Origin of the sequence: Steroidobacter sp., assembly GCF_036402275.1 — a bacterium.
GTDB lineage: Bacteria > Pseudomonadota > Gammaproteobacteria > Steroidobacterales > Steroidobacteraceae > Steroidobacter.
In genome coordinates this window covers 226,961-251,459 of record NZ_DASWTF010000013.1, presented here as the reverse complement: position 1 = coordinate 251,459, position 24,499 = coordinate 226,961, and the positions used below count along the sequence as shown (strand labels likewise).

Genomic DNA, 24,499 nt, shown 5'->3' with positions numbered 1-24,499 from the left:
ATCATACCGGAAATCGGCCCGTTCTGCGGAGGGTGCTGCCCGGTTCCGGGCAGGCTACTTCTTGTCGCCCGGCGTATACACCGGCATCGGGAACGGCGTGACGTTGGAGCCTTCGAAGTTGCTGATCTTGCTCACGCCCTGCTGCCGCACCTCGTCGATGCGCAGCACCGAGTGCATGGGCAGATAAGTGCGCTTCACGCCTTCGAATTCGGCTTTGACCTTCTCTTCGGTGGGGTCGACCACCACGGCGGAACGCTCGCCAAACACCAGCTCCTCGACTTCGATGAAGCCGAACAGCGAGCCATGGCTCACCTTGCGGGCGTAGATTTCATAGACCTTGCCCTGGTTGACAAAAACGACCTTGAAAATGTGACTGGCTGCCATCTTGCTGTTGGGCCTTGGTTGGTACGCTGCGTGCCGGGCTATGTCATATGTCACATGCATCGTCCGGCGGCACGAGCGCGTAAGGCAATCTCCTAAGTTCCGGTCAGTTTTGACCCTGAAATGGCACTGAAACTCCGCATCATCAGCGATCACTACAAGGCGCTCGGCAAGCGCAGCTCGCGCCTGTTCGGCGTCACCGGCGGAAGGATCGGCCGTGCCGCGGACAACGACTGGATCCTCCCCGACCCGGATCGCTACATTTCCAGCCACCACTGCAAGGTGGAGTTTCGCGCCGGCCAATGGGTGTTGGAGGATACCAGCACCAACGGCGTCTTCATAAACGGGTCCGACGTGCCCGCCTCGGTGGAGGGTGCCTACGCACTCAAAGATGGCGACCGGCTCCGGCTCGGCGATTATGAAATCATCGTCAGCATCGACGAGCGCAACGATTTTCCCTCGGACGCGAGCGGCCAGATGCCGGCGCCGGTGCGCGCCCCTGCCCGCCGCGGCTCGCCCGAGCCCGAAGTGGACCTGGGCGAGGAGCTCGATCTCACCGACCTGTTGAGCGACGCGGCCATGAAGCCGGTCGATCCGCCGAAGCCGGCGCCCGCTGCCAGCGGTGGCGGGTCCAGCCCGAGCCTGCTGGACCTCAACAAGGCGCTCGGCATCGACCTGCAGACCACCCGACCCGGCATCCCCAGCCGCCCGACCCGCAGCGGTTTCACCTCGCTGCTGGACAACCCGGACGAACCCGAACAGCGGACCATCACGCCTGGTCGTAAACCGGACGACTGGCAGATGCAGACCCAGCCGTACGATCGCAAGTCGCTGCAGGCGTTGACCAATCCGGGCTCGCTCGCGCGCCCCGCGGAAAAACCTGCTCCGACCCCGGCTCGCCGCGCCACCGACGGCGGCGGCACGCTGGAGCCGGCCAATGGCGTGGAAGCATTCTGTCGTGGCGCTGGCATCGACCCATCGTCACTGCCGCTGGAAACGCAGCACGCGCTGCTGCAGCTGGCCGGCCAGATGACGCGCGAAGTCGTGCTCGGTTTGATGGATGTGCTCAAAGGCCGCGCGGATCAAAAGAACCGCCTGCGCTTGAGCCAGACACAGATTCAACCGGTCGACAACAATCCGCTGAAGTTCTCGGCGAGCGTCGACGAGGCGTTGCTCAAACTGTTCGACGGACACAGCAACACTCGCTATCTCGGCCCTGTTGAAGCGATTCGCGATTCATTCGCCGATCTGCGCGGGCATCAGCAGGCGCTCTCGGGCGCCATCCAGGCCGCCATCGACGAAGTGATGAACCGCATCGAGCCGGGTGAGTTGCAAGAAAAGTTCGACCGCGGCTTGAAACGCGGCGCGCTGCTTGGCGCGGCCAACAAGATGAAATACTGGGACCTGTACACCGAGTTCTATCACGTGCTGAATCAGCGCAACGAGCAGAACCTGCCGACGCTGTTCGCCGAAGAACTGGCGCGCACGTACGCTGAGAAGGCGGCGCAGAAGAAGCGCTAACCTCTCGAAGCCGCGCGCTCAACCGTGCGGCTTCTCCAGCGGCAAAATCATTTCAGCCGCTGTTTCCTCTGCTGAGAAAGAAAAATACCTTTTTTATAAAAATCCATAGCCCCTCCCCCAGCAGGGGAGGGGTTGGGGTGGGGGTCTTATCGCCGAGGCGTGAGCATGCCGTTCGGCGGCGGCGCGGTGGTGCTCGTCGTGGTGACGGTTGGCTTCGCGTCACGCTGCGCGGCCGGGCCGCTGTCCGTCGCAACCCAATCCAAGATATCGATGTAGCCGCGGATATTCTCCACGAAGCGCACAGGCTCCCAACCTCTCGCATAACCTCGCTTCACACGCGTGTACCACTTGGCCTGCGTCAGCAAAGGCAAATGCTCACGCACGTCATTCCAAGAATCGGGATCCTTGCCATGCATCTGCGTGAGGATGCGTGCGTCCTCCAAATGTCCGACGCCGACGTTGTAGGCAGCGAGCGTGAACCAGGTGCGATCCGGTTCCAGGATGCGCTTCGGAATCTGATTACGCAGCCAGACGAAATATCGCGCGCCACCAAAAATACTCGCCCGCGGATCGAGTCGATCGCCCACATTCAGCGACTGCGCCGTTTCTTCCGTCAGCATCATCAAGCCCCGCACGCCGGTGTGCGAAGTGGCGTTCGGATCCCAATGTGACTCCTGATAACCGACCGCCGCGAGCAGCCGCCAATCGATCCCCACCTCGTCGGCCGCCTCTTTGAACCAGTGCCGGTACTGCGGCAGCCGCGACTCGATGTGCTCCATGAACACGCGGGCCTGGATGTAATCGAAACGATCCGTGCCGCCGTAATACGTATCCAGAATCGAAGCCAACCTGCCCTCGGCGCGCGCAGAAGAAAAGAACGCCGTGACTCGCTTCAGCAACGTCGGATCGCGCGCATCGACGGCCCACGCGAGCGCCTTGCCGCCCGACAGATCGAATGCAATCCGGATCTCGGGATGAAAGGCGCGACCGATGGCGAACTCGTTCGAATCGGCGACCGTGTAGTCGAACTCGCGCCGGGACAGGCGATACAACAACTCTTCGGTCTCGACGGCCGGGTTCTCCACCCAACTCAGATTGGCGTAATGAACGCGCAATTGCTCGAGCGTCGCGGCATGCGCGCTCCCGGCGACGACTTCGATGTGACTGTCGTAGGTTTGATCGAGCCGCCGCGGACGAGAATCACCCTGACGAAAGATCAGATGCTCGCGCACCTGTTGATACGGCGGGCCAAACCCCGTCTGCGGCGGCAGGCGCAAGCCGCGCGTCAAACCCGCCGCCGCGATGTGCGCACGGCGCGATTCGAGCTCGCGCATGGCGTCCGCCACGTTGGGCACGGAATAAATGAAGAGCTTGACGCCCAGCTCAGCAGCAAATCGGGCGGCGAGATCGAATTCGGGCCCCTGCGGGCCATCGGCGCCCAGGTAGTAAGCGCTCGGAAGGTTGCGGGTCACCACACGCAGTTCTCCGCTGCGCAATATCTGCTCCATGACGCTCGGCGGCTGGGAGCACGTACCCAACAGCAGCATAGCGATAATGGCGAGGGTGATCTTCAACCCGCCTCCAAGTGGCAACCCGCGAGGCCCGGCATTGGACCCGAAAGCCGGCCCCGGAGCAATGTCGCATACGGGCTACTGTGAGAGACTCCCCTAATGCAAACCCTTGCCAACCTCTCACAAGCACTGTCAAGCGGCCGGATCCAGGCCCGCGCACTCGTTGACCAGGCGCTTGACCGCATCGCCGATCCAAACGGCGAAGGCGCAAGAGCTTTCATGACCGTGGCAACGGAAGCGGCGCGAGCCCAGGCCGACGAGATCGATCGAAAGCGCGCGGCGGGGGAAGCGCTGCCGATGTTTGCAGGCATTCCCCTATCCATCAAAGATCTGTTCGACATCGCTGGCGAAGTCACACGCGCCGGCTCACGCATTCTGGAAAATGAGCCGCCAGCGCTGCGCGACGCTCCGGTGATCGCACGCCTGCGCGCCGCCGGGTTCATATTCATCGGCCGCAACACGATGACCGAGTTTGCGTTCTCCGGTCTCGGGCTGAATCCACACTACGGCACGCCCGCCAGTCCGTTCGATCGCGCGACTCGTCGTATTCCCGGCGGATCGACATCGGGTGGCGCCGTCGCCGTCGCGGACGGCATGGCAGCTGCCGCCTTGGGAACGGACACCGGCGGTTCATGCCGCATCCCGGCGGCGTTCTGCGGCATCGTCGGTTTCAAACCCACCGCTCATCGCGTGCCGCGGGATGGCGTCGTTCCACTGGCTCACTCGCTCGACTCGATTGGCCCGCTCGCGAACAGCGTGGCGTGCTGTGCGACGTTGGATGCGATCTTGCGCGGCGTCACACCTCGCCCACTTGCCGATGTTTCTCTTCGCGACGTTCGTCTGCTCCTGCCAACGTCACTTGTTTTGAATGACATGGATGAGCACGTTGCCAAGACTTTCGAGCGTGGCATCGGCGATCTCTCGCGCGCAGGCGCGACGATTTCACGTGGGCCGCTCACAGAGTTGTTGCGTATCGCTGAAATCAATTCGCGAGGTGGGCTTGCCACCCCGGAAGCGTACGCGTGGCATCGCCCGTTTCTCGAACGCTTCCGGGATCGATACGACCCGCGCGTCGCAAACAGAATCCTCAAAGCGCGCCATCCGACGGATCAGGACGTGCGCGAGACGCACGATGCTCGCGCAGAGATCATCGACGCCGTCGACCAGGTGACGACCGACTTCGATGCACTTGTGTTGCCCACGACGCCGATCATCCCGCCGCCCATGGCCGCGTTCGAACAGGACGCCGACTACATCCGGCTCAACAGCCTGGTGCTGCGTAATCCCTCTCTGGCCAACTTCCTGGATCGCTGCGCCATCTCTTTACCCGTGCATCGCCAGGGCGACGCCCCCGTGGGCTTGATGCTGATCGGTCGACGCGGCGGCGATGAACGGTTGCTGGCCATCGCGCAGGCCGCCGAGGCCTCGCTCAAAAAGACACAAAATATTTGAGCCAGCGCTTGTGAGCACGGCGCTGCTTGTATGATATTCGCCGGAGCGATTGCGACTTTCTCGTCGACGGATTCGGAGAGCGCATGCATAAGCTTCTTTCACTGGCCACGGCGGCCGTGTTCGCACTGGCAGGCTGCGGCTCCGATGTGCCACCCGCCCCTCCCGCCGATAGCGCGGCGCTCGAACAGCAGGCACAAGCCTTTATCGATGCCATCAAGCCGCGCCGCGAAGGCAGGCCGGTCATCGCAGTCGTTGCGCTGAACGAAGGCACCGAGATCACGGACTTCCTGCTGACGCACGCGGTTCTGCAACGTGCCGACATCGCCGAAGTGCACGCCGTGGCCCCGCGCGCCGGGCGTGTTTCTTTATATCCCGCTCTGCAGGTCGAAGTGGCTCAGGATCTCGCCGGCTTCGATAAAACGTATCCGTCCGGCGCGGATTACGTAATCGTTCCCGCCATGAGTAACAACAACGACGCCACGATCACAACCTGGCTGAAACAACAGTCGGATCGGGGCGCACGAATCATCGGCATCTGCGCCGGCGGACTGGTCGTGGGCAATGCGGGGCTCCTCGATCAGCGCCGCTTCACCACGCATTGGTATTACCGCGATGAGTTGATCGAGAACCACCCGAGCGCTGAGTACGTGCCTCATCAGCGTTACGTGCTCGACGACAACATCGCCACGACCACCGGCATCACGGCGTCCGTGCCGACCATGCTGGCGCTGATCGAAGCCATCGGCGGACGTGACAAAGCGCAGACGCTCGCATCCGAATTCGGCGTGGACTCGTGGACACCCGTCCACGACAGCTCTCTGTTCGGTCTCAACTTCACTCGCGGCCTGAGCTTCATCCTCAACAAACTTGCGTTCTGGCGCGACGAGCAATGGCGCGTCGACGTTCAGAACGGCATGGACGACATCTCCCTCGCCTTCACCGCCGACGCGTGGTCGCGTACTGGGCACATCACAGTCGCAGCCGCCGCGCCGAATCCAGTGCAACTCCGCAGCGGACTCACTCTCTTGCCCGAGCCCGCCCCCGATGACGCCCCTCGCCTGCCGCTGACCGCCGAGCTCAAACCCATCCAGCAACTCGACCGCACCCTGTGCGAGATCGGCTCGCGCTTCGGCGAAGCGCGCCAGGAGTGGGTCTCGATGGAGCTCGAATACGCCGGCCGACCGGACTGCTCGAACCAGTCGCGACCCTAAGACCGACACCTAAGGCGAACCCTGAATTCTCCGCCGGTCGCAGAATGTTCCGACGGCGGCGGCCGATAGCTGCGTGAAGAGAAACGCGGGGGTCTTGCTATGCTGATGTCGATTCGGTCACGGTTGTACGCGCTGGTCGCGCTGATGCTGGCGCTGATGACCGTGCTCGGCCTGACTGCGCGCTACGATCTTTCGGTTGCCGGTGACTCGCTCGCGGACGTCGTGCTCACGAGCCGCACGCTACGCAATCACATCGAGGGCGACATGATGCACGATGCCTTGCGTGCAGATGTGCTCGCAGCCCTGCTGGCCGAATCGCCGGCCGATTACGACAAAGCCAAAGACTCGCTCCACGAGCACGTTCAGCACTTCCGTGAGGTCCTGGATCAGAACGATCGACTCGCCACGGGCGAAACCAAGGCCGCGCTTGCCGCGGTGAGGCCGGCGCTCCAGGCTTATATCGCAAACGCCGAGTCCATTTTCGAAGCGGCTGCCACCGACCAGGCGCGGGCCCGCAGTCTGATGCCCACGTTCATGACGTCCTTCGAAGATCTCGAAGAGCAGATGTCCAACGTGAGCGATCGGATCCAAAGCACTACGCAGAGCGCCGAGAACGATGCGGCCCGCATGCTCGCACGTTCGAAAATGATGACGCTCGTGCTTCTGTTCGTTGCCGTGCTCGTCGCATTGGCCGCATCGACGACCATCGTTCGCGCCATTACTGCAGGCATCACCCGTTTGTCCGCAGCAATCGGCCGCATAGCGCGCGGCGAGCTGGGGCGCGAAATAAACATCGAGCGGCGCGACGAGCTCGGCGCACTGCTCGAAACGTTGCAAGGAATGGATCGAAAGCTCTCGGACATCGTCGTCACGGTGCATGGTGCGACCGATCGAGTCGGTGCGACGGCGCGTCAGCTCGCGGACGGTAACGACGACTTGAGTCAGCGCACGCAGGAACAGGCTGCGGCGCTGGAGGAAACGGCCGCGAGCATGGAACAAATGACTGCGACCGTGAAACAAAATGCCGACAACGCCCGCGAAGCGAACCGGCTCGCGCTCAGCGCGCGCGGTCAGGCCGACAAGGGAGGCATGGTGGTCACCCGCGCCGTGACTGCGATGAACGAGATCAACGCGTCGAGTCGCAAGATCGCCGAGATCATCAGTGTCATCGACGAGATCGCATTTCAAACCAATCTGCTTGCGCTCAACGCGGCCGTCGAAGCAGCTCGCGCGGGCGAACAGGGCAAGGGTTTCGCAGTGGTCGCATCGGAGGTCCGGAACCTCGCTCAGCGCAGCGCCGGCGCTTCTCGCGAGATCAGAGGGTTGATCGGCGAATCCGTCGAGAAAGTCACGGCCGGCTGCTCTCTGGTCGACGAATCCGGTCGGACCATCACCGAAATCATGGAGAGCGTGAAAAAAGTTGCCGAGATCGTCGCGGAGATTTCGGCGGCGACCGAGGAGCAGTCGGCAGGCATCGACCAGGTCAACCGCGCCATGGGGCAGATCGACGAAGTGACCCAGCGCAACGCCGCGCTGGTCGAGGAAGCGGCCGCGGCCGCCAACTCGATGTCCGATCAAACGCGGCACTTGCTCGCGGCCGTCGGGTTCTTCAGCGTCGAGTCACGGTCGGCAGCGCCGGTGTCGCCGGTGCGGGCTCCACAGACGGCGTCGCTTCATGAAACTGCGCTAGCCGCTTGAGCGGCGCTTGGCCGCCATTCGGTTACGTTCGGAAATCATTCCTGTTGCGGGATATTCAGCAGCTTTTCGAAGCGCGCATTGCTGTCTTCGATCAGCATTTCCAGATCGTTGACCTCATCCATCCGATCCTCATATTGCGTCGAATTCTCTTCCAGCTCGTTCAGCCCGCCCTTGACTTCAACGATCCTCGCGCGTGCGAGTTGAATCGTGAGCTTGAGGTTCTCCATTTCACGGCCGATATCCGTAGGCTCCACGCGGATGTATGTGTAGCCCTCATGCCGAAGATAGATGCTCTTGTTCATGGTCGTGCTCACGCGATCGCTGGCCGACGCCTTCCCGAGCCGCAAACTAAAAAAGCCCTCTTGCGAGGGCTTCTTTAATTTGGCGGAGAGGGAGGGATTCGAACCCTCGTAGGGACGTAATGCCCTCAACCGATTTCGAATCGGTGCCGTTGTGACCGCTTCGGTACCTCTCCGTGCGGGGCGCGGCATTCTAATGGAGTCGCCCCCCGCTAGAAAGGGGTTCGTGTCGCCTTCTGGCCAAGAAACTCGTCCGAAGGCGCCCGACAGGCTCAGCGCACCGGGATGGTCACCGGCGCGCCCTTGTTCTTCACCAGCACCACCACGAACTGGGCGGGCTTGGTGTCGCTCGCATTGCGGCCCACGAGGTGAATGTCGGCGGGGTTTTCGTAGTAGGTCTGGCCCACGCCGAGGGTCTGCTCCGGGCCGCCCTTCACTTGCATGACGATCGAGCCTTCCAGCACGTAGACGAAAGCGTGCGCATCGTGCCGATGGATCGCGCCGACGTAACCCGGCGGGTACGTGACTGTGATCATCTTGCCTTCCTTGCCCGGCAGATCGGTCAGCTCCCTGGTCATGAGCTCCTTTACTTCTGCCTGCGCCTGCTGAGCGGCCGGGGCCCACTGGGTCACCAGCACGCTGGCCGCGATGGCCCCGATCGTCATCAGTAACGCTGTCTTTTTCATGGTGTGCTCGCTGTTGGAGGAATGGCCATCAGACGAGCCAGGCCCGCCGGTTGTGACAATCGCCGCACGAAATCGACTGACGCCCACCTGCGACAGGTGCGAGCCGTGGGAATCCGGTGGCCGAACGGGCCGCGAATATTCGCCCCGTGCGAGCCGGAACATCCTCAGTCTGGTGCGCGGCCCGCGTCGGGACCGCCTCTGCGAACCACCGCGAGCCGTGGCCGTGGGGCGACGCCAACTCACTGAGCTGTCGCGAATTTTGCGTCAGCGATGAACGTACAGCGGCCATTAAGGTCGAAGTTGTGACGCTTTACAGCCTTCCCGGCCGGCACCACACTGCTCGTTGTGAAAATCCCCACCTGCTCCAAGCTCAAGGCGCTGTTGTGCGCCACCCTGGCGTCCCTGGTTCTGGTCGGGGGCACGAGTGCGGCCGACCCGGAGGATTTGCCGGACATCGGCAGCCCGGCGCAGGCCATGCTGACCCTGGAGGACGAGTATCAGATCGGCCGCATGATCGTGCGTGGTCTGCGCGACCAGGATCAGATCCTCGAGGATCCGGAAGTCACCGAGTACATCCGCACGCTGGGTTACAAGCTCTCCAGCCAGGCGCACGACGGCTCGCAACGCTTCAACTTTTTCATGGTCCGGGACAATGCCATCAATGCGTTCGCGTTGCCGGGCGGGTTCATCGGCGTAAACACCGGGCTGTTGTTGAAGACCGAGAACGAGAGCGAGTTGGCCGGCGTGCTGGCGCACGAAATTGCTCACGTTACACAGCGACACATCGCTCGCAGCATCGCCGCGCAAAGTCGTTCGAGCCTCGTGTCGACGGCGGCCATGCTCGCGGCCATTCTGGTCGGTGCGGCGGCGGGCGGTGGCGACGCCGCGATGGCCGGCGTGGCAGCGGCGCAGAGTCTGGCCATCCAGCAACAGATCAGCTTCACGCGTTCCAACGAAACCGAAGCGGACCGAGTCGGACTGGGCATTCTGGCCCGCTCGGGCTTCGATCCAAACGGCATGCCCGCATTCTTCGAGACAATGAGCCGGCTCGCGGGCAGCAGCGAATTGAACATGCCCGAGATGCTTCGCACGCACCCGGTGAGCAGCAACCGTATCGCCGAAACCAAAGAGCGTGCGGCTCAGCTGGATATAACTCCTGCGCCCCAGAGTTTGAGTTATGCGCTGACACGCGAGCGTTTGCGCGTGCTGTCGACGCCTGCCGGCGAGGATCCGCGCTCGTATTACGCGGCGACCATCAACAACGAGCCGGACGCGACTTCGGCGCAGACTTACGGTCAGGCGCTGGCGTTGATGATGGCTGGTCAGCCCGCCAAGGCCGTGCCGATCTTCGAGCGGCTGCGCGCCGCCGATCCGACCATGCTCCAGTACCACACCGCGCTCGGCCAGGCGCAGTTGCAGGCCGGCGATGGCAACGCGTCGTTGCAAACATTGAAGCGCGCTCGCGAGCTGTTCCCGCGCAACGTGGCGGTGACCATCCGGTACGCCGAAACATTGATGCAAAAGGGCGACGCCAAGCAGGCGCACGAGATTCTGCTCGACCTGTTCAACACGGTGCCGCCCACGCCCGAGCAAGCAAAGCTCACTGCCCTCGCGGCGAACGCCGCCGGCGACGTGGCGGACTCGTACTACTACATGTCCGAGTATCACATCCTGAGCGGCGACCTGTTGCTGGCGGTCAATCAGCTGCAGCTGGCGCTGGCGGTGCCGAAGATCTCCGAGGTGCAGCGCGCCCGCTTCGAAGCCCGTCTGGACGAAATCCAGCAAGCATTGCCCAAGCGAGCCGCCCGTCGCCCCATCGAAGCGAGCAACGGCGGCCGTCGCGCAAATTGATACAATCCTCGTTTCGCCAGGTGTGCAATATCCTGGCCCCGCGTACCGATTGCTTTTCCGGCGCGCGCCGTCTACCTATCTTGGTCGCAACAATACTGGTCGCCTGAAGGATCCTCGACGCATGTCCAAGTCATTGCGCGCCGCGCCCCTGCTGCTTGCCTCGCTCGCCGTCGCCGGTTGCGCCAGCGCGCCGGGCCGCACCACCAACGAAGAGAGCTTCGAGGGTTGGAATCGCGGCGTCTACAAATTCAACGACACGCTGGATCGAGCGGCGTTGAAGCCGGTGGCCAAGGGCTATCGCAAGGTCACGCCGCAGTTCGTCCGCACCGGCATCGGCAACGTGCTGAGCAATCTCGAGTACCCCGGCACCTTCATCAACCAGTTCCTGCAGGGCAAGTGGGCGCTGGGCTTCAAGGACACCGGGCGTTTCCTGATCAACAGCACCCTCGGCGTCGCCGGCATCTTCGACGTCGCCACACCGCTCGGCCTGGAAAAGAACGACGAGGATTTCGGCCAGACCCTGGCCTTCTGGGGTGTCTCTTCCGGCCCGTTCATCAACCTGCCCCTGCTCGGCCCCTCCACCATGCGCGACGCCCCGGCCCGCGTGTTCGATTGGTTCACCAACCCGCTGCAGTACACCGACCTTCCCTGGGAAGCCGAATGGGGCAACCGCGTGATCAACGTCGTCCACAGCCGCTCGGAACTGCTGCCGCTGGATGAAACGTTACAGCGCACTTACGACCCGTACGTCTTCATCCGCGACGCGTGGGTCCAACAGCGCGAATACAACATCTTCGACGGCAATCCCCCTCCGGAAACCCTCGAAGACGTGATGGGCGAAGAGCCGGAAGAAACCGAAGAGCCCGAAGCGCCTCAGCCGCCGCAGCAGTAACAGTAGGCTTTGCCCGAGGCGCGCCCGAACAGTTCCGGCGCGCCTACTCGGTCACGGTCGGGATTGCGCCAGATCCTATTCCGGCTTTATCCATCAGCTTCGCGACGTACCTGGCTCGCCCGCGCATCGACGGCTGATGGAGACCTTCGATGATTAGGCGACGATGCTCTTCGGACAATCTTTCACTCTCGGCATCCAATGCGTCGATGAGCCGTTGCAACTCCTTGGTCGTTGCCACTCCATCGCGCACTATCTGATCGCGGAGGTGATGCAACCGAACGACCGATTCTCGTTTTGCCAGGATATCGAGAAATTGCTGCTCCGCCTCAGATTTATGTTTGATCGAGGCAATGCTACAGGCGACTCCAATAATTGCCGCAACGGCCGATGCAACAGACATCAGGATTTCTGCTTGCATAACCCACTACCTTAGCCGAATTCCCAGAATGGCGCCGACTGCGCGAACTAACACCGATCGATAACGGACAGACTGCTAGGAATAGCAGTATCGTTTGCTGACTGATGCTAGCGGAGACGACCCATTCTATGAGGATTGGCAGAAACGGCAGGAGTAGATGAAACAAAACGCATAACAGATATTCCTGAATGTGCGCTGGAAGGCCGGGCATGCGACGCGGGGGACGTTTTTGAATTTCAGCCGTCGCACTCATTCAAGGCACCGAATGGTTTGAGGACAGGCGTTGGGAACTGTCCTTAGCCAGCATCCTCTTAGACCGCCAATCTCTTTGCTCCTACCCCCAAACGTCGCTCAATCCCAAGCTCGCGCCTCACGCGCGGCGCGCGAACCATGACTGCATGCGCGCGATTGCATCTTTAACTTCCGCGGTAGATACCGCGAAGCTGAGGCGCATGTAGCGGTGGCCTTCAACGGGGTCGAAGTCGATGCCGGTTGCTGTGGCGACGCCGGTGTCGCGGAGAAGGGAGAGGCAGAGGTCGAGGCTGTTGTTGGTGAGGTGGCCGACGTTGGCGTAGATGTAAAAGGCGCCATCGGGCGGGGCGATGTGAGTCAGGCCGAGGCGCGGCAGAGCCTCGAGTAGTAACTCGCGATTGCGCGCGTAGGTCGCGACGTGACCTTCCAGCTCTTCGCGACAATCGAGCGCCACCAACGCAGCGTGCTGACTCAGCGAAGGCGCCGTAAGAAACAAGTTCCCCATGAAGGCGCGAGCGCGAGCCTGATGTTCCGGCGGCACGAGCAGCCAGCCGAGCCGCCAGCCGACCATGCTGAAGTATTTGGAGAAGCTGTTGACGACGCGCGCTTTGGGCTCGAACTCCAGCATGGAGCGCGCGGGAGCCACGTAGCTCAGGCCGTGATAGATCTCATCAGAAATGATGGTGATATTCCGCTCGCGACAGACGCGCGCGATCGCCTCCAGTTCGGAAGCAACGATGATGGTGCCCGTCGGATTGGCAGGGCTCGCAACGATCACACCTTGAGGCGCCGGATCGAGCGCCCCCAAAGCGGCAGCCGTCAGCTGAAATCGCGACTCAGGCCCGCACGAAATCTCAACCGGCGTGAGATGCAGCGCTCGCAGCGTGTTGCGATAGGCGACATACCCCGGCCGGGCCAGCGCGATGCGATCGCCGGCGGAGAATGTGGAGCTCAACGCGAGCGTCAGCGCGGGCGAAGCCCCGCACATGAGAACGAACTGCTCGGGCTCGACCTTGACCCCGTAAGTTTCCAGATAGTGCCGGGCCAGCCGCGCCTTGAGCGCCGGACTCTCCCAGTAACCCATGGGATCCGAATCGAGCACCTGATGAGCCCGCGCGATCGCCGCCCGAGGCGCGCCCGTGGAGGGCTGGCCGAACTCCATGTGAATGACCGATCGGCCCTGAGCCTGCAGCTCATGAGCGAGACGGCTGATGGTGATGGCGTGGAAAGGATCGACGTGAGCGAGCATCGGGGCACCCGGCAACGGAGAGCCCCATTATGAACCCACCTGCCCGCAAACGGCGGTAGGAAACGTCCCAGGGAAGAAACTAGGAAATCAGCAGGGTTTAGCGCCGCAGTCGAGCAGATCCGCGACTTCGCTGATGCGCGCCAGCGCCGCGATCTGTTCGGGCACGTTCTTGAAATGAATGGTCTGCTGACGCTGCTTGGCCAGCCGCAGCCACTCGATCATCAGCGCCAGGCCGGCGCTGTCGCCTTCCGGAACATTGGCGAGATCGATCTCGAGGGAAACCGCGCCCTTGAACGCCGCCTCGCTGCGCTTGAGCAGCTCGGTCACGGTCTCGGCGTTGAGCGCGCCGTAAACCTTGAAGCGCCCGTCGGCGAGCGCTTCAAGTTTGGCGGGACCCGGGGTTGTCGCGGGCTTCGCGTTCATCGAGATACTCAGGCCGCGGTCGGCTTCTTGACCGTGCCGCTGGCGACCTGCTGCTCGAGCCGCTGAATCACGGCCTCGAGACCCTTCTGGTCGATCTCAGCGCCGAAGTCCGTACGGAACGACTTCACGTACGACACGCCTTCGATCTGAACGTCATAAGCGCGCCAGCCCTTCTCCGTCTGACGCAGCGAGTAGTTCACCGGTACGCGGCTGCCGTTGTCGCGACGGATCTCGGTGCGCACCGTGGCCACCTTGTCCGCTGGGTTGCCCTGGAACGGCAGGATCTTCAAACGATCCGGCGTGAACTCCAGCAGCGCCTCGCCGTAGTTCTGCAACAGCGATTGATAGAACGCCTCGACGAAGCGCTTGCGCTGCTCCGGCGTCGCCGTGCGCCAGTGCTTCGCGAGCACCAGCTGCGCCGCATAGGCGGTGTCGAAGTACGGCAGCATGTTCTTGTCGACCAGCTCGCGCACCTTGCCCTTGTTCTTGGCGTACTCGGCGCGATTCGCGTCGAGATCCTTCAAGGTGTCGTTCGCGACCTTGGACACCAGCTCCTGCGGTCCGAGCGTCGAGGCATCCTGCGCATGCGCGCCGCCTGCGAACAGGCCCAGTGTCGCAACCAGCGACAACCCGGCCGAAAGAATATTTCTACGAGTCTGCTTCACGAAGAGATTCATTGCTTCGCTTCCTCCGTCTTGGTCTGGGCGCCCTCGCCGGACTCTCCGCCCGAGTTGCCGCCCGAATTGTTCTCGTCACGCCGCCCCATGAAGCTGGCGACGAGCTGATTGATCAAGTTCTCCAGCACCAGCGCGTCCTGCACCAGTTCGATGCGGTCGCCGTTTTTCAGGAACTCCTCAGAGCCGCCCGCCGTGATGCCGATGTACTGCCCGCCCAGCAGGCCCGAAGTCATGATGGCTGCATCGCTGTCATTCGGAATACGGTTGAAATTGGAGGCGATCCGCATTTTCACAACCGCTTTGTAGACATTCTGGTCGAAGGTAATGGAATCGACGCGGCCCACTGTGACGCCCGCCATCGAGACCGCGGCGCCAGGCTTGAGGCTGCCGATGTTCTCGAACTGCGCGGTCACGTCGTAACTAGCGCCGTCGACCGTGAGATCACGGTTGGTGATCTGCGTCACCATGAAGAACAGTGCCGCGAATCCCAACAGCACGAACAATCCGGTCGAAATTTCTACAGTGCGTGTCGCTTGCATATTCGCTCCGCAATCACAGCATCACAGCCGTGATCATGTAATCCAGCATCAATGTCAGCACCGCCGAAATCACCACGGTGCGGGTGGTCGCGCGGCCCACGCCTTCGGCGGTGGGATGCGCGGTGTAGCCTTCGTACACCGCGATCAAGTTGCACGCGAAACCGAATACACAGCCCTTGATCACGCCTTCGGCAACATCGTTCAACTCCACGCTAGCGCGCATTTGCGACCAGAACGACGCCGAGTCCACGCCGAAGTTCTGCACGCCGACCAGTTGCACGCCAAAGATGCCGATCGCGATAAAGATGACCGTCAGCAGCGGCATGGCGATCAGGCCGCCGAGGAAGCGTGGCGCGACTACACGGCGCATCGGATCGACCGCCATCATTTCCATCGCGGTCAGCTGATCGGTCGCGCGCATCAGGCCGAGCTCGGAAGCGAGCGCCGTACCCGCACGACCGGCGTACAACAATGCGGTCACGACGGGACCCAGCTCTTTCACCAGGCCCAGCGCGCCCACGGTGCCAAGCGCATCCTCGGAACCGAAGCGCAGTAGTGTGTCGTAGCCCAGCAAGCCGAGCACAGCGCCGACGAACAAGGCGCAAGTCATGATGATGACGAGCGACAAGGCGCCAGTATTGTGGACCTGCGCGACGATCAGCGACGGCCGCAGCAGCGCGCGCGGTATCTGCCCGAGCAGGCGACCGAGAAACAAGGTAACGCCGCCGACGGTCCCGGCGAAATCGAACGCGTTACCCGTCAGCTCTCGCAGTAGTTTCATTCGGAGTCCGCCAGCAACTGCTGCCGATAATCAGCCGCCGGATAGTGAAAGGGCACGGGACCGTCGGGCAGTCCGTTGACGAACTGGTTGACGATGTCGGATTGATGCCCTTTCAGGTCCTTGAGCTCGCCGGACGCGGCGACCTTGCCGGCGGCGATGATGTAGCTGGTGTCGGAAAGCTCGGTGAGCTCCTTCACGTCGTGCGACACCACGATGCTGGTGATGCCCAGCGCGTTATTCATATGACGCACCAGGCGCACGATCATGCCCATCGAAATCGGATCGAGACCGGTGAAGGGCTCGTCATAAATGAGCACTTCGGGATCGGTCGCCATCGTGCGCGCGAGCGCGACACGGCGATTCATGCCACCCGATAACTCCGATGGCATCAACCGCGCAGCGCCCCGCAAGCCCACGGCCTGCAGCTTGGTGAGCACGACGTTACGAATCAAAGGTTCGGGAAGATCGGTGTGCTCGCGTAACGGGAACGCGACGTTCTCGAACACATCCATGTCGGTGAGCAGCGCGCCGTTCTGGAACAGCATGCCCATGCGCCGGCGCAGGGCATACAGCTCCTTGGTCTTGAGCGACGACACGTCGATGCCGTCGAACGTGATCTGGCCGCGCGTCGGCTTGATCTGGCCGGTGATCAAACGCAACAGAGTGGTTTTACCGGTGCCGCTCGGTCCCATGAGCGCGGTGATCCGACCGCGCGGAATCGACAGATTCAGGCCGGAGAAGATCGATCTGCCGCCGACCGAATAATGCACATCACGAATCTCGATGAGCGATTCGGTGACGGCGGCAGATTGGGCGGACGACGCAGGGGTGCTAACAGCAGAGACCATTCATGACCCCGAGGTGAACACACGATGCATTGTCGCCGCCCATCATTAGCCCTGCCTTAGGCGGCCTGCTCGGACTGAGCAGTGTAGCTGCCACTGCGCGCCATGCCATTCAACTTGGCGCGACGAGCAAACGCCTTCTGGCCGGCCGCGAACGTTTCCTGCTTGCCAGCCCACGCCTTCAGCGCTTCATCCTGCAGAGCACGGCCGTACGAGAACGTCAGTTCCCACGGCAGATTGCCGATCTTGTTCATGAGGCTGAGGTGCTCGGTGGCTTCCGCGGCGCTCTGGCCGCCGGAGAGGAACGCGATGCCCGGCACGGCGCTCGGGACATAACGCTTCAGCGTGCGCACCGTGGCTTCGGCAACTTGCTGGCGACCCGCGCGCGAGGTGTTCTTCTTGCCCGAGATGACCATGTTGGGCTTCAGGATCATGCCTTCGAGATGAATACGGTGTGAATGCAACTGCTCGAACACCGCCTCGAGCGTGGCGCTGGTCACTTCTTCGCAGCGCTCGATGGAATGATCGCCGTCCATCAGCACTTCCGGCTCGATGATCGGAACGATGTTCGCTTCCTGGCAGAGCGCGCCGTAGCGGGCCAGCGCGTGCGCGTTGGCTTCGATCGCGAACTGGCTCGGAATGTCCTTGGCGATGTCGATGACCGCGCGCCACTTGGCGAAGCGCGCGCCCAGCTTGTGATACTCGGCCAGGCGCTCGCGCAGACCGTCCAGACCTTCGGTGATGGTCTCGCCCGGGAAGCCGGCCAGCGGCTTGGCGCCCATGTCGACCTTGATGCCCGGGACGATGCCGAGCTTGGTCAGGTGCTCCGCGAACGGCGTGCCGCTCTTGGTCTTCTGGCGAATGGTCTCGTCGTAAAGAATCACGCCGCTGATGTAGTTCGCCACGTCCGGAGTGGTGAACAGCAGCTCGCGATACGTGCGACGCGCTTCCTCGGTCGATTCGAGCTGGATGCTGTCAAAGCGCTTCTTGATGGTGCCGCCGGATTCGTCGGCCGCCAGGATGCCTTTGCCTTTAGCAACCATTGCGCGCGCAATCGATTCGAGTTCACTGCGATTCATACGATCCTCCGCCTTCAGGGGTGAGCTTGCGCGCGACCCTACGCCTCGCGGGCGTCAGCCCGGCCGGCAAGCCTCAAGTTATGGGGCGCGTAGAATAGCAAATCGCCTCCCTTCTCTGCGGACGCCCTTGTTGTAGCGGAACGACAACGTTGGACTACGCCCCGTCGCGACGGGTTCCATGCCCACAGCGACTGAGCAAGTTTGGCACCAGGATGGTCAGGGGGTTGTATTGGGACTAGAATGGTCCCATTTCCTCCTTCCCTATCTCTGGAACCGCCATGCTTCGCATCAGCAAGCTGACCGACTACGGCACGGTGATCCTGGCCCGCCTCGCGGGGCAGCCGGAGCGCTTGTGGACGGCCGCGGAAGTCGCCGAGGCCACCCATATCGGTCTGCCCACCGTCAGCAAACTGCTGAAAAAGCTGCAACGGAGCGGCCTGGTCGTGTCGACGCGCGGCAGCCACGGCGGCTATCAACTGGCACAGCCACCCAGTGAAATCACCGCGGCCCGCATCCTGGATGCGCTCGAAGGCCCCTTCGCCATCACCGAGTGCAGCGGCTCCCACAGCACCTGTGGCATCGAGTCGCAGTGCGCGGTCGGCCATACCTGGCAGAAGGTCAACGCCGCCATTCGCCGCGCGCTCACCGACATCTCGCTCGCGCAGCTGGCGGGTTCCGAGCGCGGGGTGACCACCACCACCGTGCCGCTGACCCGGCTGCGAGCTCCGCACGATTAACTTTTGCGCTGATTCAGACAATGGCAAGTAATCCGCAAACCGATCCTACCCTCGAAGCCCTGGTCGCCCAGAAGTACCGGCACGGCTTCGTCACGGACATCGAATCCGACACCGTTCCGCCCGGCTTGGATGAGGACGTCATTCGTCTCATCTCGCGCAAGAAGGGCGAGCCCCAGTTCATGCTCGACTGGCGCCTGCGCTCGTACCGGCATTGGCTCACCATGCAGGAGCCGCACTGGGCGCACCTGCGCATCCAGCCGATCGACTACCAATCGATTTCCTACTATTCGGCGCCGAGACCTAAGGCGGATGCGCCCAAGAGTCTCGATGAAGTCGATCCGAAGCTGCTCGAGACCTACGACAAGCTCGGCATTCCCCTGCACGAGCGCGCCCGGCTTGCCGGCGTCGCCGTCGATGCGGTGTTCGACAGCGTGTCGGTGGCCACGACGTTCAAAGAACGCTTGCACAAGGCCGGCGTGATCTTCTGCTCCTTCTCCGAGGCCGTGCAGAAATATCCCGAGCTGGTCGAGAAGTATCTCGGCAGCGTCGTGCCCTACACGGACAACTACTTCGCGACCCTGAACTCGGCCGTGTTCTCGGACGGCTCGTTCGTGTTCGTGCCGAAGGGCGTGCGTTGTCCGATGGAGCTGTCCACCTACTTCCGCATCAACGCCGCGAAGACCGGCCAGTTCGAGCGGACGCTGATCGTCGCCGAAGAAGGCTCGCACGTGAGCTATCTCGAAGGCTGCACCGCCCCGATGCGCGACGAGAATCAGTTGCACGCCGCGGTCGTCGAGCTGATCGCGCTGGAAGGCGCGCAGATCAAATACTCGACCGTGCAGAACTGGTATCCGGGCGACGAGCAAGGTCGCGGCGGCATCTATAACTTCGTCACCAAGCGTGGCGAGTGCCGTGGCGCGGACTCGAAGATCAGCTGGACGCAGGTGGAGACCGGTTCGGCCATCACCTGGAAGTATCCGAGCTGCATCCTCACCGGCGACAACTCGGTGGGCGAGTTCTACTCGGTGGCCGTGGCCAACAATTATCAGCAGGCCGACACCGGCACCAAAATGATTCACATCGGCAAGAACACCCGCAGCACGATCGTGAGCAAGGGCATCTCGGCCGGTCATGGTCAGAACGCCTATCGCGGTCTGGTGAAGGTGCTGCCGAGCGCCATCAACGCGCGCAACTTCACCCAGTGCGACTCGCTGCTCATGGGCGACAAGTGCGGCGCGCACACCTTCCCTTATATGGAAGTCCGCACGCCGACCGCGAGCGTCGAGCACGAAGCCACCACCTCGAAGATCGGTGACGATCAACTGTTCTATTGCTTGAGCCGCGGCATCTCCGAAGAGGACGCGGTGAACATGATCGTCAACGGCTTCTGCAAGGCCGTGTTCAAGGAGCTGCCGATGGAGTTCGCCGTCGAAGCTCAGAACCTGCTCGCAGTGAGCCTCGAGGGGTCCGTCGGGTGAGCGCGGATGCCTTTCCGAGGACACTTAACGTGTCCTCGGACCGCGCGAACGACAGTACACGGATGTACTGGCTGGCTGAGGCCCCAGGGATGGCTGCTTGAGATGAGTTACTAAGGTATCAATGCATGCTGACCATCAAGAACCTTCACGCACTCGCTGGCGAAAAGCAGGTATTGCACGGCCTCGATCTCGAGGTCGGCGCGGGCGAAGTCCACGCCATCATGGGCCCGAACGGCTCGGGCAAGAGCACGCTCGCGCAGGTGCTCGCCGGCCGCGAGGGCTACACCGTCACCGACGGCAGCGTCACATATAAAGGCAAGGACCTGCTGGCGCTGCCGCCCGAAGAGCGCGCCCGCGAAGGCGTGTTCCTCGCGTTTCAGTACCCGGTGGAAATCCCCGGTGTAAATAATGTGTATCTGTTGAAGGCGGGCTTGAACGCCATCCGCAAGCATCGCGGCGAGTCAGAGATGGACGCGTTCGAGTTTCTCACGCTGGTGCGCGAGAAGATGAAGCTCATGCAGATGGACGAGAGCTTTCTGAATCGCGGCGTCAACGAAGGCTTCTCCGGCGGCGAAAAGAAGCGTAACGAGATTCTGCAGATGGCGGTGCTGGAGCCCTCGCTCGCACTCCTCGACGAAACCGACTCGGGCCTGGACATCGACGCGTTGCGTGTCGTCGCCAACGGCGTTAACAGCCTGCGCAGCCCCGAGCGCGCCATCGTGCTAGTCACGCACTACCAACGCCTGCTCGATTACATCGAGCCGGATCATGTCCACGTGCTCTCCGGCGGCAAGATCATCAAGAGCGGCGACAAGTCGCTGGCCCTGGAGCTGGAGAAGCGCGGCTACGACTGGGTCAAGCAGGAGGCCGCGGCGTGAGTGCGGTAAGCGCCAAGAACGCTGCTTCGCCGGTCGAGCGCTATAAGAATGCGTTCGATGCGCGATGGCAGGGTGACGATGAGCTGACGGCGCTGCGACGTGCGGCGCTGGAGCAATTCCTGTCCGCCGGCTTTCCGACGCAGCGAGACGAGGCTTGGAAGTACACCAACCTGCGCCGTCTCGAATCGCGCACGTTCACGCCGGCCGATACATCCGCGCTCGACGCGCATCAGTCCGAGTGGCTCACGACTGCCGGCACGCGCATCGTGCTGGTCAACGGTCATTGCCTGCCGGCGCTTTGCTCGCAGAAAGCGCAGCAGCCGGGCGCGACCGTGCTGACGTTCAAGCAATGGATCGAGCACGAGCCGGCTGCCGTCGCTGCTTATTTAAAGGAGCACGACCAGCTCGGCGGCAACACGCTGGAGCAACTGAACCTCGCGTTCTTCGAAGACGGCGTAGTGGTCAATCTGGCCGATAACGCCGTGCTCGACGAGCCGGTGTACGTCGTGCATCAGTCGACCAGCTCGGCTTCGCAGCGGATGAGTCATCCGCGCATCTTCGTTCGCGCTGGCCGGAATAGCCGCGCGACCATTATCGAACACTATTTGGGCGCGAACGACGCCGAGTACTTCACGAACGCGGTCACTCGCTTCGAGATCGCTGCTGGCGGCTCGGTGAAGCATTTCCGCGTGCAGCAGGAAGCGCCGCGTGCCTTTCACATCGGCCACATTCAGGCCAAGCTGGCGAGGGACGCTCGCTATTCGATTCATGACATCGCGTTCGGCGCGAGCCTGGGTCGCAGCGGCATCACTGCCCTGCTCGAAGGCAGCGGCTCGCACGCAGCCTTGTTTGGATTGTTCGCGCCGATGGGCAACCAGCATCTGGATGCACACACGCGCCTCGATCACATAGCTCCGCACACGACGAGCGAGGAAGACTATCGCGGTATCGCCGGCGGCAAGGGTCGCGGTGTGTTCAACGGCAAGGTCATCGTTCGTCCGGATGCGCAGCAGATCGATGCGCGTCAGTCGAGCCGCAATCTGCTGTTGTCGCCCACAGCCGAGATCGACACCAAGCCCGAGCTCGAAATCTACGCCAATGACGTGAAGTGCAGCCACGGCGCCACCACCGGCCAGCTCGACGCGACTGCCCTGTTCTATCTGCGCTCGCGCGGCCTGTCCGAATCGGACGCGCGCGCAGTGCTGATTCGAGCGTTCGCAGAATCCATTCTCTCGACCATCGATCTTGCTCCGCTGCACGCAGCGCTGGAGAAGCAGATCGATGAGCGGTTCAAGCTAGCTAACGAGGCCAAGGCATGAACGCAGCTGTGACAGCCACCCGAGGCGCGACTGCGCTCGACGTTGCCGCCATCCGGCGCGACTTTCCGATCTTGCACCAGAGCGTCAACGGCAAGCCGCTGGTGTACCTCGACAACGCCGCGTCGAGTCAGCGGCCGAAGTCGGTCATCGAAGCGGTGTCGCGCTACTACGAGCACGATCACGCCAACGTGCATCGGGGGGTTCATACGCTCAGCCAGCGGGCGACCGACGCCTACGAGGGCGCGCGCGAGACCATTCGTCGCTTCATCAATGCTCGCGATACGAAAGAGATCGTCTTTGTTCGCGGCACGACCGAAGCCGTGAACCTGGTCGCGCAGAGCTTTGCACGTCCCGGTTTCCAGCCTGGCGATGAGATCATCATCTCCGCGCTCGAACATCACGCCAACATCGTTCCGTGGCAGCTGCTGCGCGAACAGGTCGGCGCGGTGCTGAGGATCATTCCGATCAATGAGCAGGGCGAAGTTGATTTCATCGAGTTCCAGAAGCTCATCGGCCCGCGCACGCGGCTGCTGGCGCTGGCGCATGTTTCGAATGCGCTGGGCACGATCGTGCCGGTGGAGAAGTTCATCAAAGTCGCCAAGCAACACGGCGTGCCGGTGTTGCTCGATGGCGCGCAGGCGATCCCGCACACGCCCGTCGACGTGCAGGCGCTGGACTGCGACTTCTACTGCTTCTCGAGCCACAAGATGCTCGGCCCGACCGGCATGGGCGTGTTGTATGGCAAGCGGGAGCTGCTCGAAGCCATGCCGCCATGGCAAGGCGGCGGCGACATGATCCTGTCGGTGTCCTTCGAGAAGACCACGTTCAATCAGTTGCCGTGGAAGTTCGAAGCCGGCACTCCGCACATCAGCGGCGCCATCGGTCTGGCCGCGGCCATCGATTATCTGGAAAAGATCGGCATGGAACGCATCGCCGCGTACGAGCACGAGCTACTGGAGTACGCGACCGAGCGCCTGAGCAAACTGCCGGGCCTGCGCATCGTCGGCACCGCGCCGGAGAAGGCGGCCGTCGTGTCGTTCACGCTGGACGGGATTCATCCGCACGACATCGGCACCATTCTCGACACCGAAGGCGTGGCGATCCGTACCGGTCACCACTGCGCCATGCCGGTGATGGAGTTCTACAAGATTCCGGCGACGGCGCGCGCATCCATGTCGTTCTACAATACGCGTGAGGAAATCGACCGGCTGGTGGCCGCGCTCGAACACACTCGCAAAGTGCTGGGCTGACCATGGATCTGAAAGACCTCTATCGCGACGTGATCGTCGACCACAACCGCCATCCGCGGAACTTCGGCAAGCTGCAGCCTGCCGACGTGCACGCCGATGGGCACAACCCGCTGTGCGGCGACCGGTTGACGGTGTACGCCAACTTGAAGGGCGAGCACATCACGGATGTGAAGTTCGAAGGCAGCGGCTGCGCGATCTCGGTCGCGTCCGCATCACTGCTGACCGAAGCCGTGAAGGGAAAGACGAAGTCTGAGGTGAAGGAATTGTTCGACGACGTGCACTCGTTGCTGACCCAGCACGATGCGACGGTCGATCCCGCCAGACTCGGTAAGCTCGCCGCCCTCTCCGGCGTTCGTGAGTTTCCGGCTCGCGTGAAGTGCGCGAGCTTGTGTTGGCATACGTTGAATGCGGCGCTGGACCGTGCCGCCGAACCAGTGACTACAGAGTAGTTAGCCCTTTCATGCACAGCCACGACAACGAACCTGTAACCCTACAGCGCGACGTCGAAGCCATCATGGTTCCCGCCGGCATCCCGGTGACCTTGCGCGAAGGCAAAACGGGGTTCATCACCCAGGCCCTCGGCGGCAGCTTCACCGTGTACGTGGAAGGCAATCTGTTCCGCATCGCCGGCAAGGATGCGGACGCGCTCGGCAAAGAGCCGAGCCTCGCGCCCGAGTTGCCGCCCAACGCGACCGACGAAGACGTGAAGCAGCTGGTGTGGGATCAGATGCGCACCTGCTACGACCCGGAAATTCCGATCAACATCGTCGAGCTGGGCCTGGTGTACACCTGTGACATCACGCACACGCCCGAAGGCAATCGCGTCGCTGACATCAAAATGACCCTCACCGCGCCCGGCTGTGGCATGGGCGAGGTGCTGGTGCAGGACGTGAAGGACAAAGTCGAGCTGGTGCCGACCGTCACGCGCGCCGATGTCGAACTCGTGTTCGATCCGCCGTGGAATCAGACCATGATGTCGGAAGCGGCGCGCCTGCAAACCGGGATGATGTGA

25 protein-coding genes and 1 tRNA gene are annotated in these 24,499 nt (G+C 62.5%); 13 read left to right on the top strand and 13 right to left on the bottom strand.

What is annotated here, in order from left to right:
- Window positions 1-54: 54 nt before the first annotated feature.
- Window positions 55-384, bottom strand: a complete 330-nt coding sequence (locus tag VGD45_RS05935; protein WP_331154350.1) for a DUF1820 family protein — start codon at window positions 382-384, stop codon at window positions 55-57.
- A 120-nt stretch (window positions 385-504) separates the two neighbouring features.
- On the opposite strand from VGD45_RS05935, the gene tagH reads away from it, so the two are divergent.
- Entirely contained in the window at window positions 505-1,902 is a 1,398-nt protein-coding gene (tagH, locus tag VGD45_RS05930) for a type VI secretion system-associated FHA domain protein TagH (RefSeq protein ID WP_331154349.1), read from the top strand.
- A gap of 146 nt (window positions 1,903-2,048) precedes the next feature.
- On the opposite strand, the gene mltF is transcribed toward tagH, so the two are convergent.
- The gene (mltF, locus tag VGD45_RS05925) at window positions 2,049-3,476 is read right to left on the bottom strand and encodes a membrane-bound lytic murein transglycosylase MltF (RefSeq protein WP_331154348.1); all 1,428 of its coding nucleotides are present in this window, start codon (window positions 3,474-3,476) and stop codon (window positions 2,049-2,051) included.
- Between the two features lie 96 nt (window positions 3,477-3,572).
- Here mltF and VGD45_RS05920 point away from each other — a divergent pair, with 96 nt between their 5' ends.
- The 3 genes from VGD45_RS05920 (at window position 3,573) to VGD45_RS05910 (ending at window position 7,834) form a co-directional block, all read left to right on the top strand.
- Window positions 3,573-4,925 carry an amidase gene (locus VGD45_RS05920; RefSeq protein WP_331154347.1) on the top strand — a complete coding sequence of 451 codons (1,353 nt, stop codon included), beginning with the start codon at window positions 3,573-3,575 and terminating at the stop codon, window positions 4,923-4,925.
- An 83-nt stretch (window positions 4,926-5,008) separates the two neighbouring features.
- Window positions 5,009-6,136, top strand: a complete 1,128-nt coding sequence (locus tag VGD45_RS05915; protein ID WP_331154346.1) for a DJ-1/PfpI family protein — start codon at window positions 5,009-5,011, stop codon at window positions 6,134-6,136.
- Window positions 6,137-6,235: 99 nt separating this feature from the next.
- On the top strand, window positions 6,236-7,834 hold the full coding sequence (locus VGD45_RS05910) for a methyl-accepting chemotaxis protein (RefSeq protein WP_331154345.1): 1,599 nt from the start codon (window positions 6,236-6,238) through the stop codon (window positions 7,832-7,834).
- A gap of 35 nt (window positions 7,835-7,869) precedes the next feature.
- On the opposite strand, the gene VGD45_RS05905 is transcribed toward VGD45_RS05910, so the two are convergent.
- The 3 genes from VGD45_RS05905 to VGD45_RS05895 all read right to left on the bottom strand — a co-directional run bounded on the left by VGD45_RS05905 (window position 7,870) and on the right by VGD45_RS05895 (window position 8,819).
- Window positions 7,870-8,136, bottom strand: coding sequence for a hypothetical protein (locus tag VGD45_RS05905; RefSeq protein WP_331154344.1), 267 nt, complete (start codon window positions 8,134-8,136; stop codon window positions 7,870-7,872).
- A gap of 80 nt (window positions 8,137-8,216) precedes the next feature.
- Window positions 8,217-8,309 (bottom strand) — tRNA-Ser (locus VGD45_RS05900).
- A gap of 96 nt (window positions 8,310-8,405) precedes the next feature.
- Window positions 8,406-8,819, bottom strand: a complete 414-nt coding sequence (locus VGD45_RS05895) for a cupin domain-containing protein (protein WP_331154343.1) — start codon at window positions 8,817-8,819, stop codon at window positions 8,406-8,408.
- A gap of 345 nt (window positions 8,820-9,164) precedes the next feature.
- Between VGD45_RS05895 and VGD45_RS05890 the strand changes: the two genes are divergently transcribed.
- Both VGD45_RS05890 and VGD45_RS05885 read left to right on the top strand, forming a co-directional pair.
- Window positions 9,165-10,670 (top strand): M48 family metalloprotease, encoded by a 1,506-nt coding sequence (locus VGD45_RS05890; protein ID WP_331154342.1) that lies wholly within the window; start codon window positions 9,165-9,167, stop codon window positions 10,668-10,670.
- Window positions 10,671-10,791: 121 nt separating this feature from the next.
- Window positions 10,792-11,562 carry a VacJ family lipoprotein gene (locus VGD45_RS05885; RefSeq protein ID WP_331154341.1) on the top strand — a complete coding sequence of 257 codons (771 nt, stop codon included), beginning with the start codon at window positions 10,792-10,794 and terminating at the stop codon, window positions 11,560-11,562.
- A gap of 43 nt (window positions 11,563-11,605) precedes the next feature.
- Here VGD45_RS05885 and VGD45_RS05880 read toward each other — a convergent pair whose 3' ends face one another.
- The 8 genes from VGD45_RS05880 to VGD45_RS05845 all read right to left on the bottom strand — a co-directional run bounded on the left by VGD45_RS05880 (window position 11,606) and on the right by VGD45_RS05845 (window position 17,825).
- The gene (locus VGD45_RS05880; protein WP_331154340.1) at window positions 11,606-11,980 is read right to left on the bottom strand and encodes a hypothetical protein; all 375 of its coding nucleotides are present in this window, start codon (window positions 11,978-11,980) and stop codon (window positions 11,606-11,608) included.
- A 370-nt stretch (window positions 11,981-12,350) separates the two neighbouring features.
- On the bottom strand, window positions 12,351-13,481 hold the full coding sequence (locus VGD45_RS05875) for an aminotransferase class I/II-fold pyridoxal phosphate-dependent enzyme (protein ID WP_331154339.1): 1,131 nt from the start codon (window positions 13,479-13,481) through the stop codon (window positions 12,351-12,353).
- Window positions 13,482-13,568: 87 nt separating this feature from the next.
- Window positions 13,569-13,904 (bottom strand): STAS domain-containing protein, encoded by a 336-nt coding sequence (locus VGD45_RS05870; RefSeq protein WP_331154338.1) that lies wholly within the window; start codon window positions 13,902-13,904, stop codon window positions 13,569-13,571.
- Window positions 13,905-13,912: 8 nt separating this feature from the next.
- Window positions 13,913-14,581, bottom strand: coding sequence for an ABC transporter substrate-binding protein (locus VGD45_RS05865; protein ID WP_331154337.1), 669 nt, complete (start codon window positions 14,579-14,581; stop codon window positions 13,913-13,915).
- Window positions 14,578-15,120, bottom strand: a complete 543-nt coding sequence (gene mlaD / locus VGD45_RS05860) for an outer membrane lipid asymmetry maintenance protein MlaD (RefSeq protein WP_331154336.1) — start codon at window positions 15,118-15,120, stop codon at window positions 14,578-14,580. The genes VGD45_RS05865 and mlaD overlap by 4 nt, the downstream gene beginning before the upstream one ends.
- A gap of 13 nt (window positions 15,121-15,133) precedes the next feature.
- A complete protein-coding gene (mlaE, locus tag VGD45_RS05855; protein ID WP_331154335.1) occupies window positions 15,134-15,901 on the bottom strand; it encodes a lipid asymmetry maintenance ABC transporter permease subunit MlaE in 768 nt (255 codons plus the stop codon).
- Window positions 15,898-16,749: an ABC transporter ATP-binding protein gene (locus tag VGD45_RS05850; RefSeq protein ID WP_331154334.1), complete on the bottom strand. Its 852-nt coding sequence runs from the start codon at window positions 16,747-16,749 to the stop codon at window positions 15,898-15,900. The genes mlaE and VGD45_RS05850 overlap by 4 nt, the downstream gene beginning before the upstream one ends.
- A 56-nt stretch (window positions 16,750-16,805) precedes the next feature.
- Window positions 16,806-17,825: a class I fructose-bisphosphate aldolase gene (locus VGD45_RS05845; protein ID WP_331154333.1), complete on the bottom strand. Its 1,020-nt coding sequence runs from the start codon at window positions 17,823-17,825 to the stop codon at window positions 16,806-16,808.
- Between the two features lie 278 nt (window positions 17,826-18,103).
- Between VGD45_RS05845 and VGD45_RS05840 the strand changes: the two genes are divergently transcribed.
- From VGD45_RS05840 to sufT, 7 genes are all read left to right on the top strand, one after another.
- Window positions 18,104-18,562: an SUF system Fe-S cluster assembly regulator gene (locus tag VGD45_RS05840; RefSeq protein WP_331154332.1), complete on the top strand. Its 459-nt coding sequence runs from the start codon at window positions 18,104-18,106 to the stop codon at window positions 18,560-18,562.
- A 20-nt stretch (window positions 18,563-18,582) separates the two neighbouring features.
- On the top strand, window positions 18,583-20,040 hold the full coding sequence (sufB, locus tag VGD45_RS05835) for a Fe-S cluster assembly protein SufB (protein WP_331154331.1): 1,458 nt from the start codon (window positions 18,583-18,585) through the stop codon (window positions 20,038-20,040).
- A 125-nt stretch (window positions 20,041-20,165) separates the two neighbouring features.
- The gene (gene sufC / locus VGD45_RS05830) at window positions 20,166-20,918 is read left to right on the top strand and encodes a Fe-S cluster assembly ATPase SufC (RefSeq protein WP_331154330.1); all 753 of its coding nucleotides are present in this window, start codon (window positions 20,166-20,168) and stop codon (window positions 20,916-20,918) included.
- Entirely contained in the window at window positions 20,915-22,237 is a 1,323-nt protein-coding gene (gene sufD, locus VGD45_RS05825; RefSeq protein WP_331154329.1) for a Fe-S cluster assembly protein SufD, read from the top strand. The genes sufC and sufD overlap by 4 nt, the downstream gene beginning before the upstream one ends.
- A complete protein-coding gene (locus VGD45_RS05820) occupies window positions 22,234-23,487 on the top strand; it encodes a cysteine desulfurase (protein ID WP_331154328.1) in 1,254 nt (417 codons plus the stop codon). The genes sufD and VGD45_RS05820 overlap by 4 nt, the downstream gene beginning before the upstream one ends.
- A gap of 2 nt (window positions 23,488-23,489) precedes the next feature.
- Entirely contained in the window at window positions 23,490-23,936 is a 447-nt protein-coding gene (gene sufU / locus VGD45_RS05815; RefSeq protein WP_331154327.1) for a Fe-S cluster assembly sulfur transfer protein SufU, read from the top strand.
- Between the two features lie 11 nt (window positions 23,937-23,947).
- Window positions 23,948-24,499 (top strand): putative Fe-S cluster assembly protein SufT, encoded by a 552-nt coding sequence (gene sufT / locus VGD45_RS05810; protein WP_331154326.1) that lies wholly within the window; start codon window positions 23,948-23,950, stop codon window positions 24,497-24,499.

What these genes read in the sequence shown, in the direction of transcription:
- VGD45_RS05935 (WP_331154350.1), bottom strand. Translation starts at nt 384, where the DNA reads ATGGCAGCCAGTCACATTTTCAAGGTCGTTTTTGTCAACCAGGGCAAG.
- tagH (WP_331154349.1), top strand. Translation starts at nt 505, where the DNA reads ATGGCACTGAAACTCCGCATCATCAGCGATCACTACAAGGCGCTCGGC.
- VGD45_RS05920 (WP_331154347.1), top strand. Translation starts at nt 3,573, where the DNA reads ATGCAAACCCTTGCCAACCTCTCACAAGCACTGTCAAGCGGCCGGATC.
- VGD45_RS05915 (WP_331154346.1), top strand. Translation starts at nt 5,009, where the DNA reads ATGCATAAGCTTCTTTCACTGGCCACGGCGGCCGTGTTCGCACTGGCA.
- VGD45_RS05910 (WP_331154345.1), top strand. Translation starts at nt 6,236, where the DNA reads ATGCTGATGTCGATTCGGTCACGGTTGTACGCGCTGGTCGCGCTGATG.
- VGD45_RS05905 (WP_331154344.1), bottom strand. Translation starts at nt 8,136, where the DNA reads ATGAACAAGAGCATCTATCTTCGGCATGAGGGCTACACATACATCCGC.
- VGD45_RS05895 (WP_331154343.1), bottom strand. Translation starts at nt 8,819, where the DNA reads ATGAAAAAGACAGCGTTACTGATGACGATCGGGGCCATCGCGGCCAGC.
- VGD45_RS05885 (WP_331154341.1), top strand. Translation starts at nt 10,792, where the DNA reads ATGTCCAAGTCATTGCGCGCCGCGCCCCTGCTGCTTGCCTCGCTCGCC.
- VGD45_RS05880 (WP_331154340.1), bottom strand. Translation starts at nt 11,980, where the DNA reads ATGCAAGCAGAAATCCTGATGTCTGTTGCATCGGCCGTTGCGGCAATT.
- VGD45_RS05875 (WP_331154339.1), bottom strand. Translation starts at nt 13,481, where the DNA reads ATGCTCGCTCACGTCGATCCTTTCCACGCCATCACCATCAGCCGTCTC.
- VGD45_RS05870 (WP_331154338.1), bottom strand. Translation starts at nt 13,904, where the DNA reads ATGAACGCGAAGCCCGCGACAACCCCGGGTCCCGCCAAACTTGAAGCG.
- VGD45_RS05865 (WP_331154337.1), bottom strand. Translation starts at nt 14,581, where the DNA reads ATGAATCTCTTCGTGAAGCAGACTCGTAGAAATATTCTTTCGGCCGGG.
- mlaD (WP_331154336.1), bottom strand. Translation starts at nt 15,120, where the DNA reads ATGCAAGCGACACGCACTGTAGAAATTTCGACCGGATTGTTCGTGCTG.
- mlaE (WP_331154335.1), bottom strand. Translation starts at nt 15,901, where the DNA reads ATGAAACTACTGCGAGAGCTGACGGGTAACGCGTTCGATTTCGCCGGG.
- VGD45_RS05850 (WP_331154334.1), bottom strand. Translation starts at nt 16,749, where the DNA reads ATGGTCTCTGCTGTTAGCACCCCTGCGTCGTCCGCCCAATCTGCCGCC.
- VGD45_RS05845 (WP_331154333.1), bottom strand. Translation starts at nt 17,825, where the DNA reads ATGAATCGCAGTGAACTCGAATCGATTGCGCGCGCAATGGTTGCTAAA.
- VGD45_RS05840 (WP_331154332.1), top strand. Translation starts at nt 18,104, where the DNA reads ATGCTTCGCATCAGCAAGCTGACCGACTACGGCACGGTGATCCTGGCC.
- sufB (WP_331154331.1), top strand. Translation starts at nt 18,583, where the DNA reads ATGGCAAGTAATCCGCAAACCGATCCTACCCTCGAAGCCCTGGTCGCC.
- sufC (WP_331154330.1), top strand. Translation starts at nt 20,166, where the DNA reads ATGCTGACCATCAAGAACCTTCACGCACTCGCTGGCGAAAAGCAGGTA.
- VGD45_RS05820 (WP_331154328.1), top strand. Translation starts at nt 22,234, where the DNA reads ATGAACGCAGCTGTGACAGCCACCCGAGGCGCGACTGCGCTCGACGTT.
- sufU (WP_331154327.1), top strand. Translation starts at nt 23,490, where the DNA reads ATGGATCTGAAAGACCTCTATCGCGACGTGATCGTCGACCACAACCGC.
- sufT (WP_331154326.1), top strand. Translation starts at nt 23,948, where the DNA reads ATGCACAGCCACGACAACGAACCTGTAACCCTACAGCGCGACGTCGAA.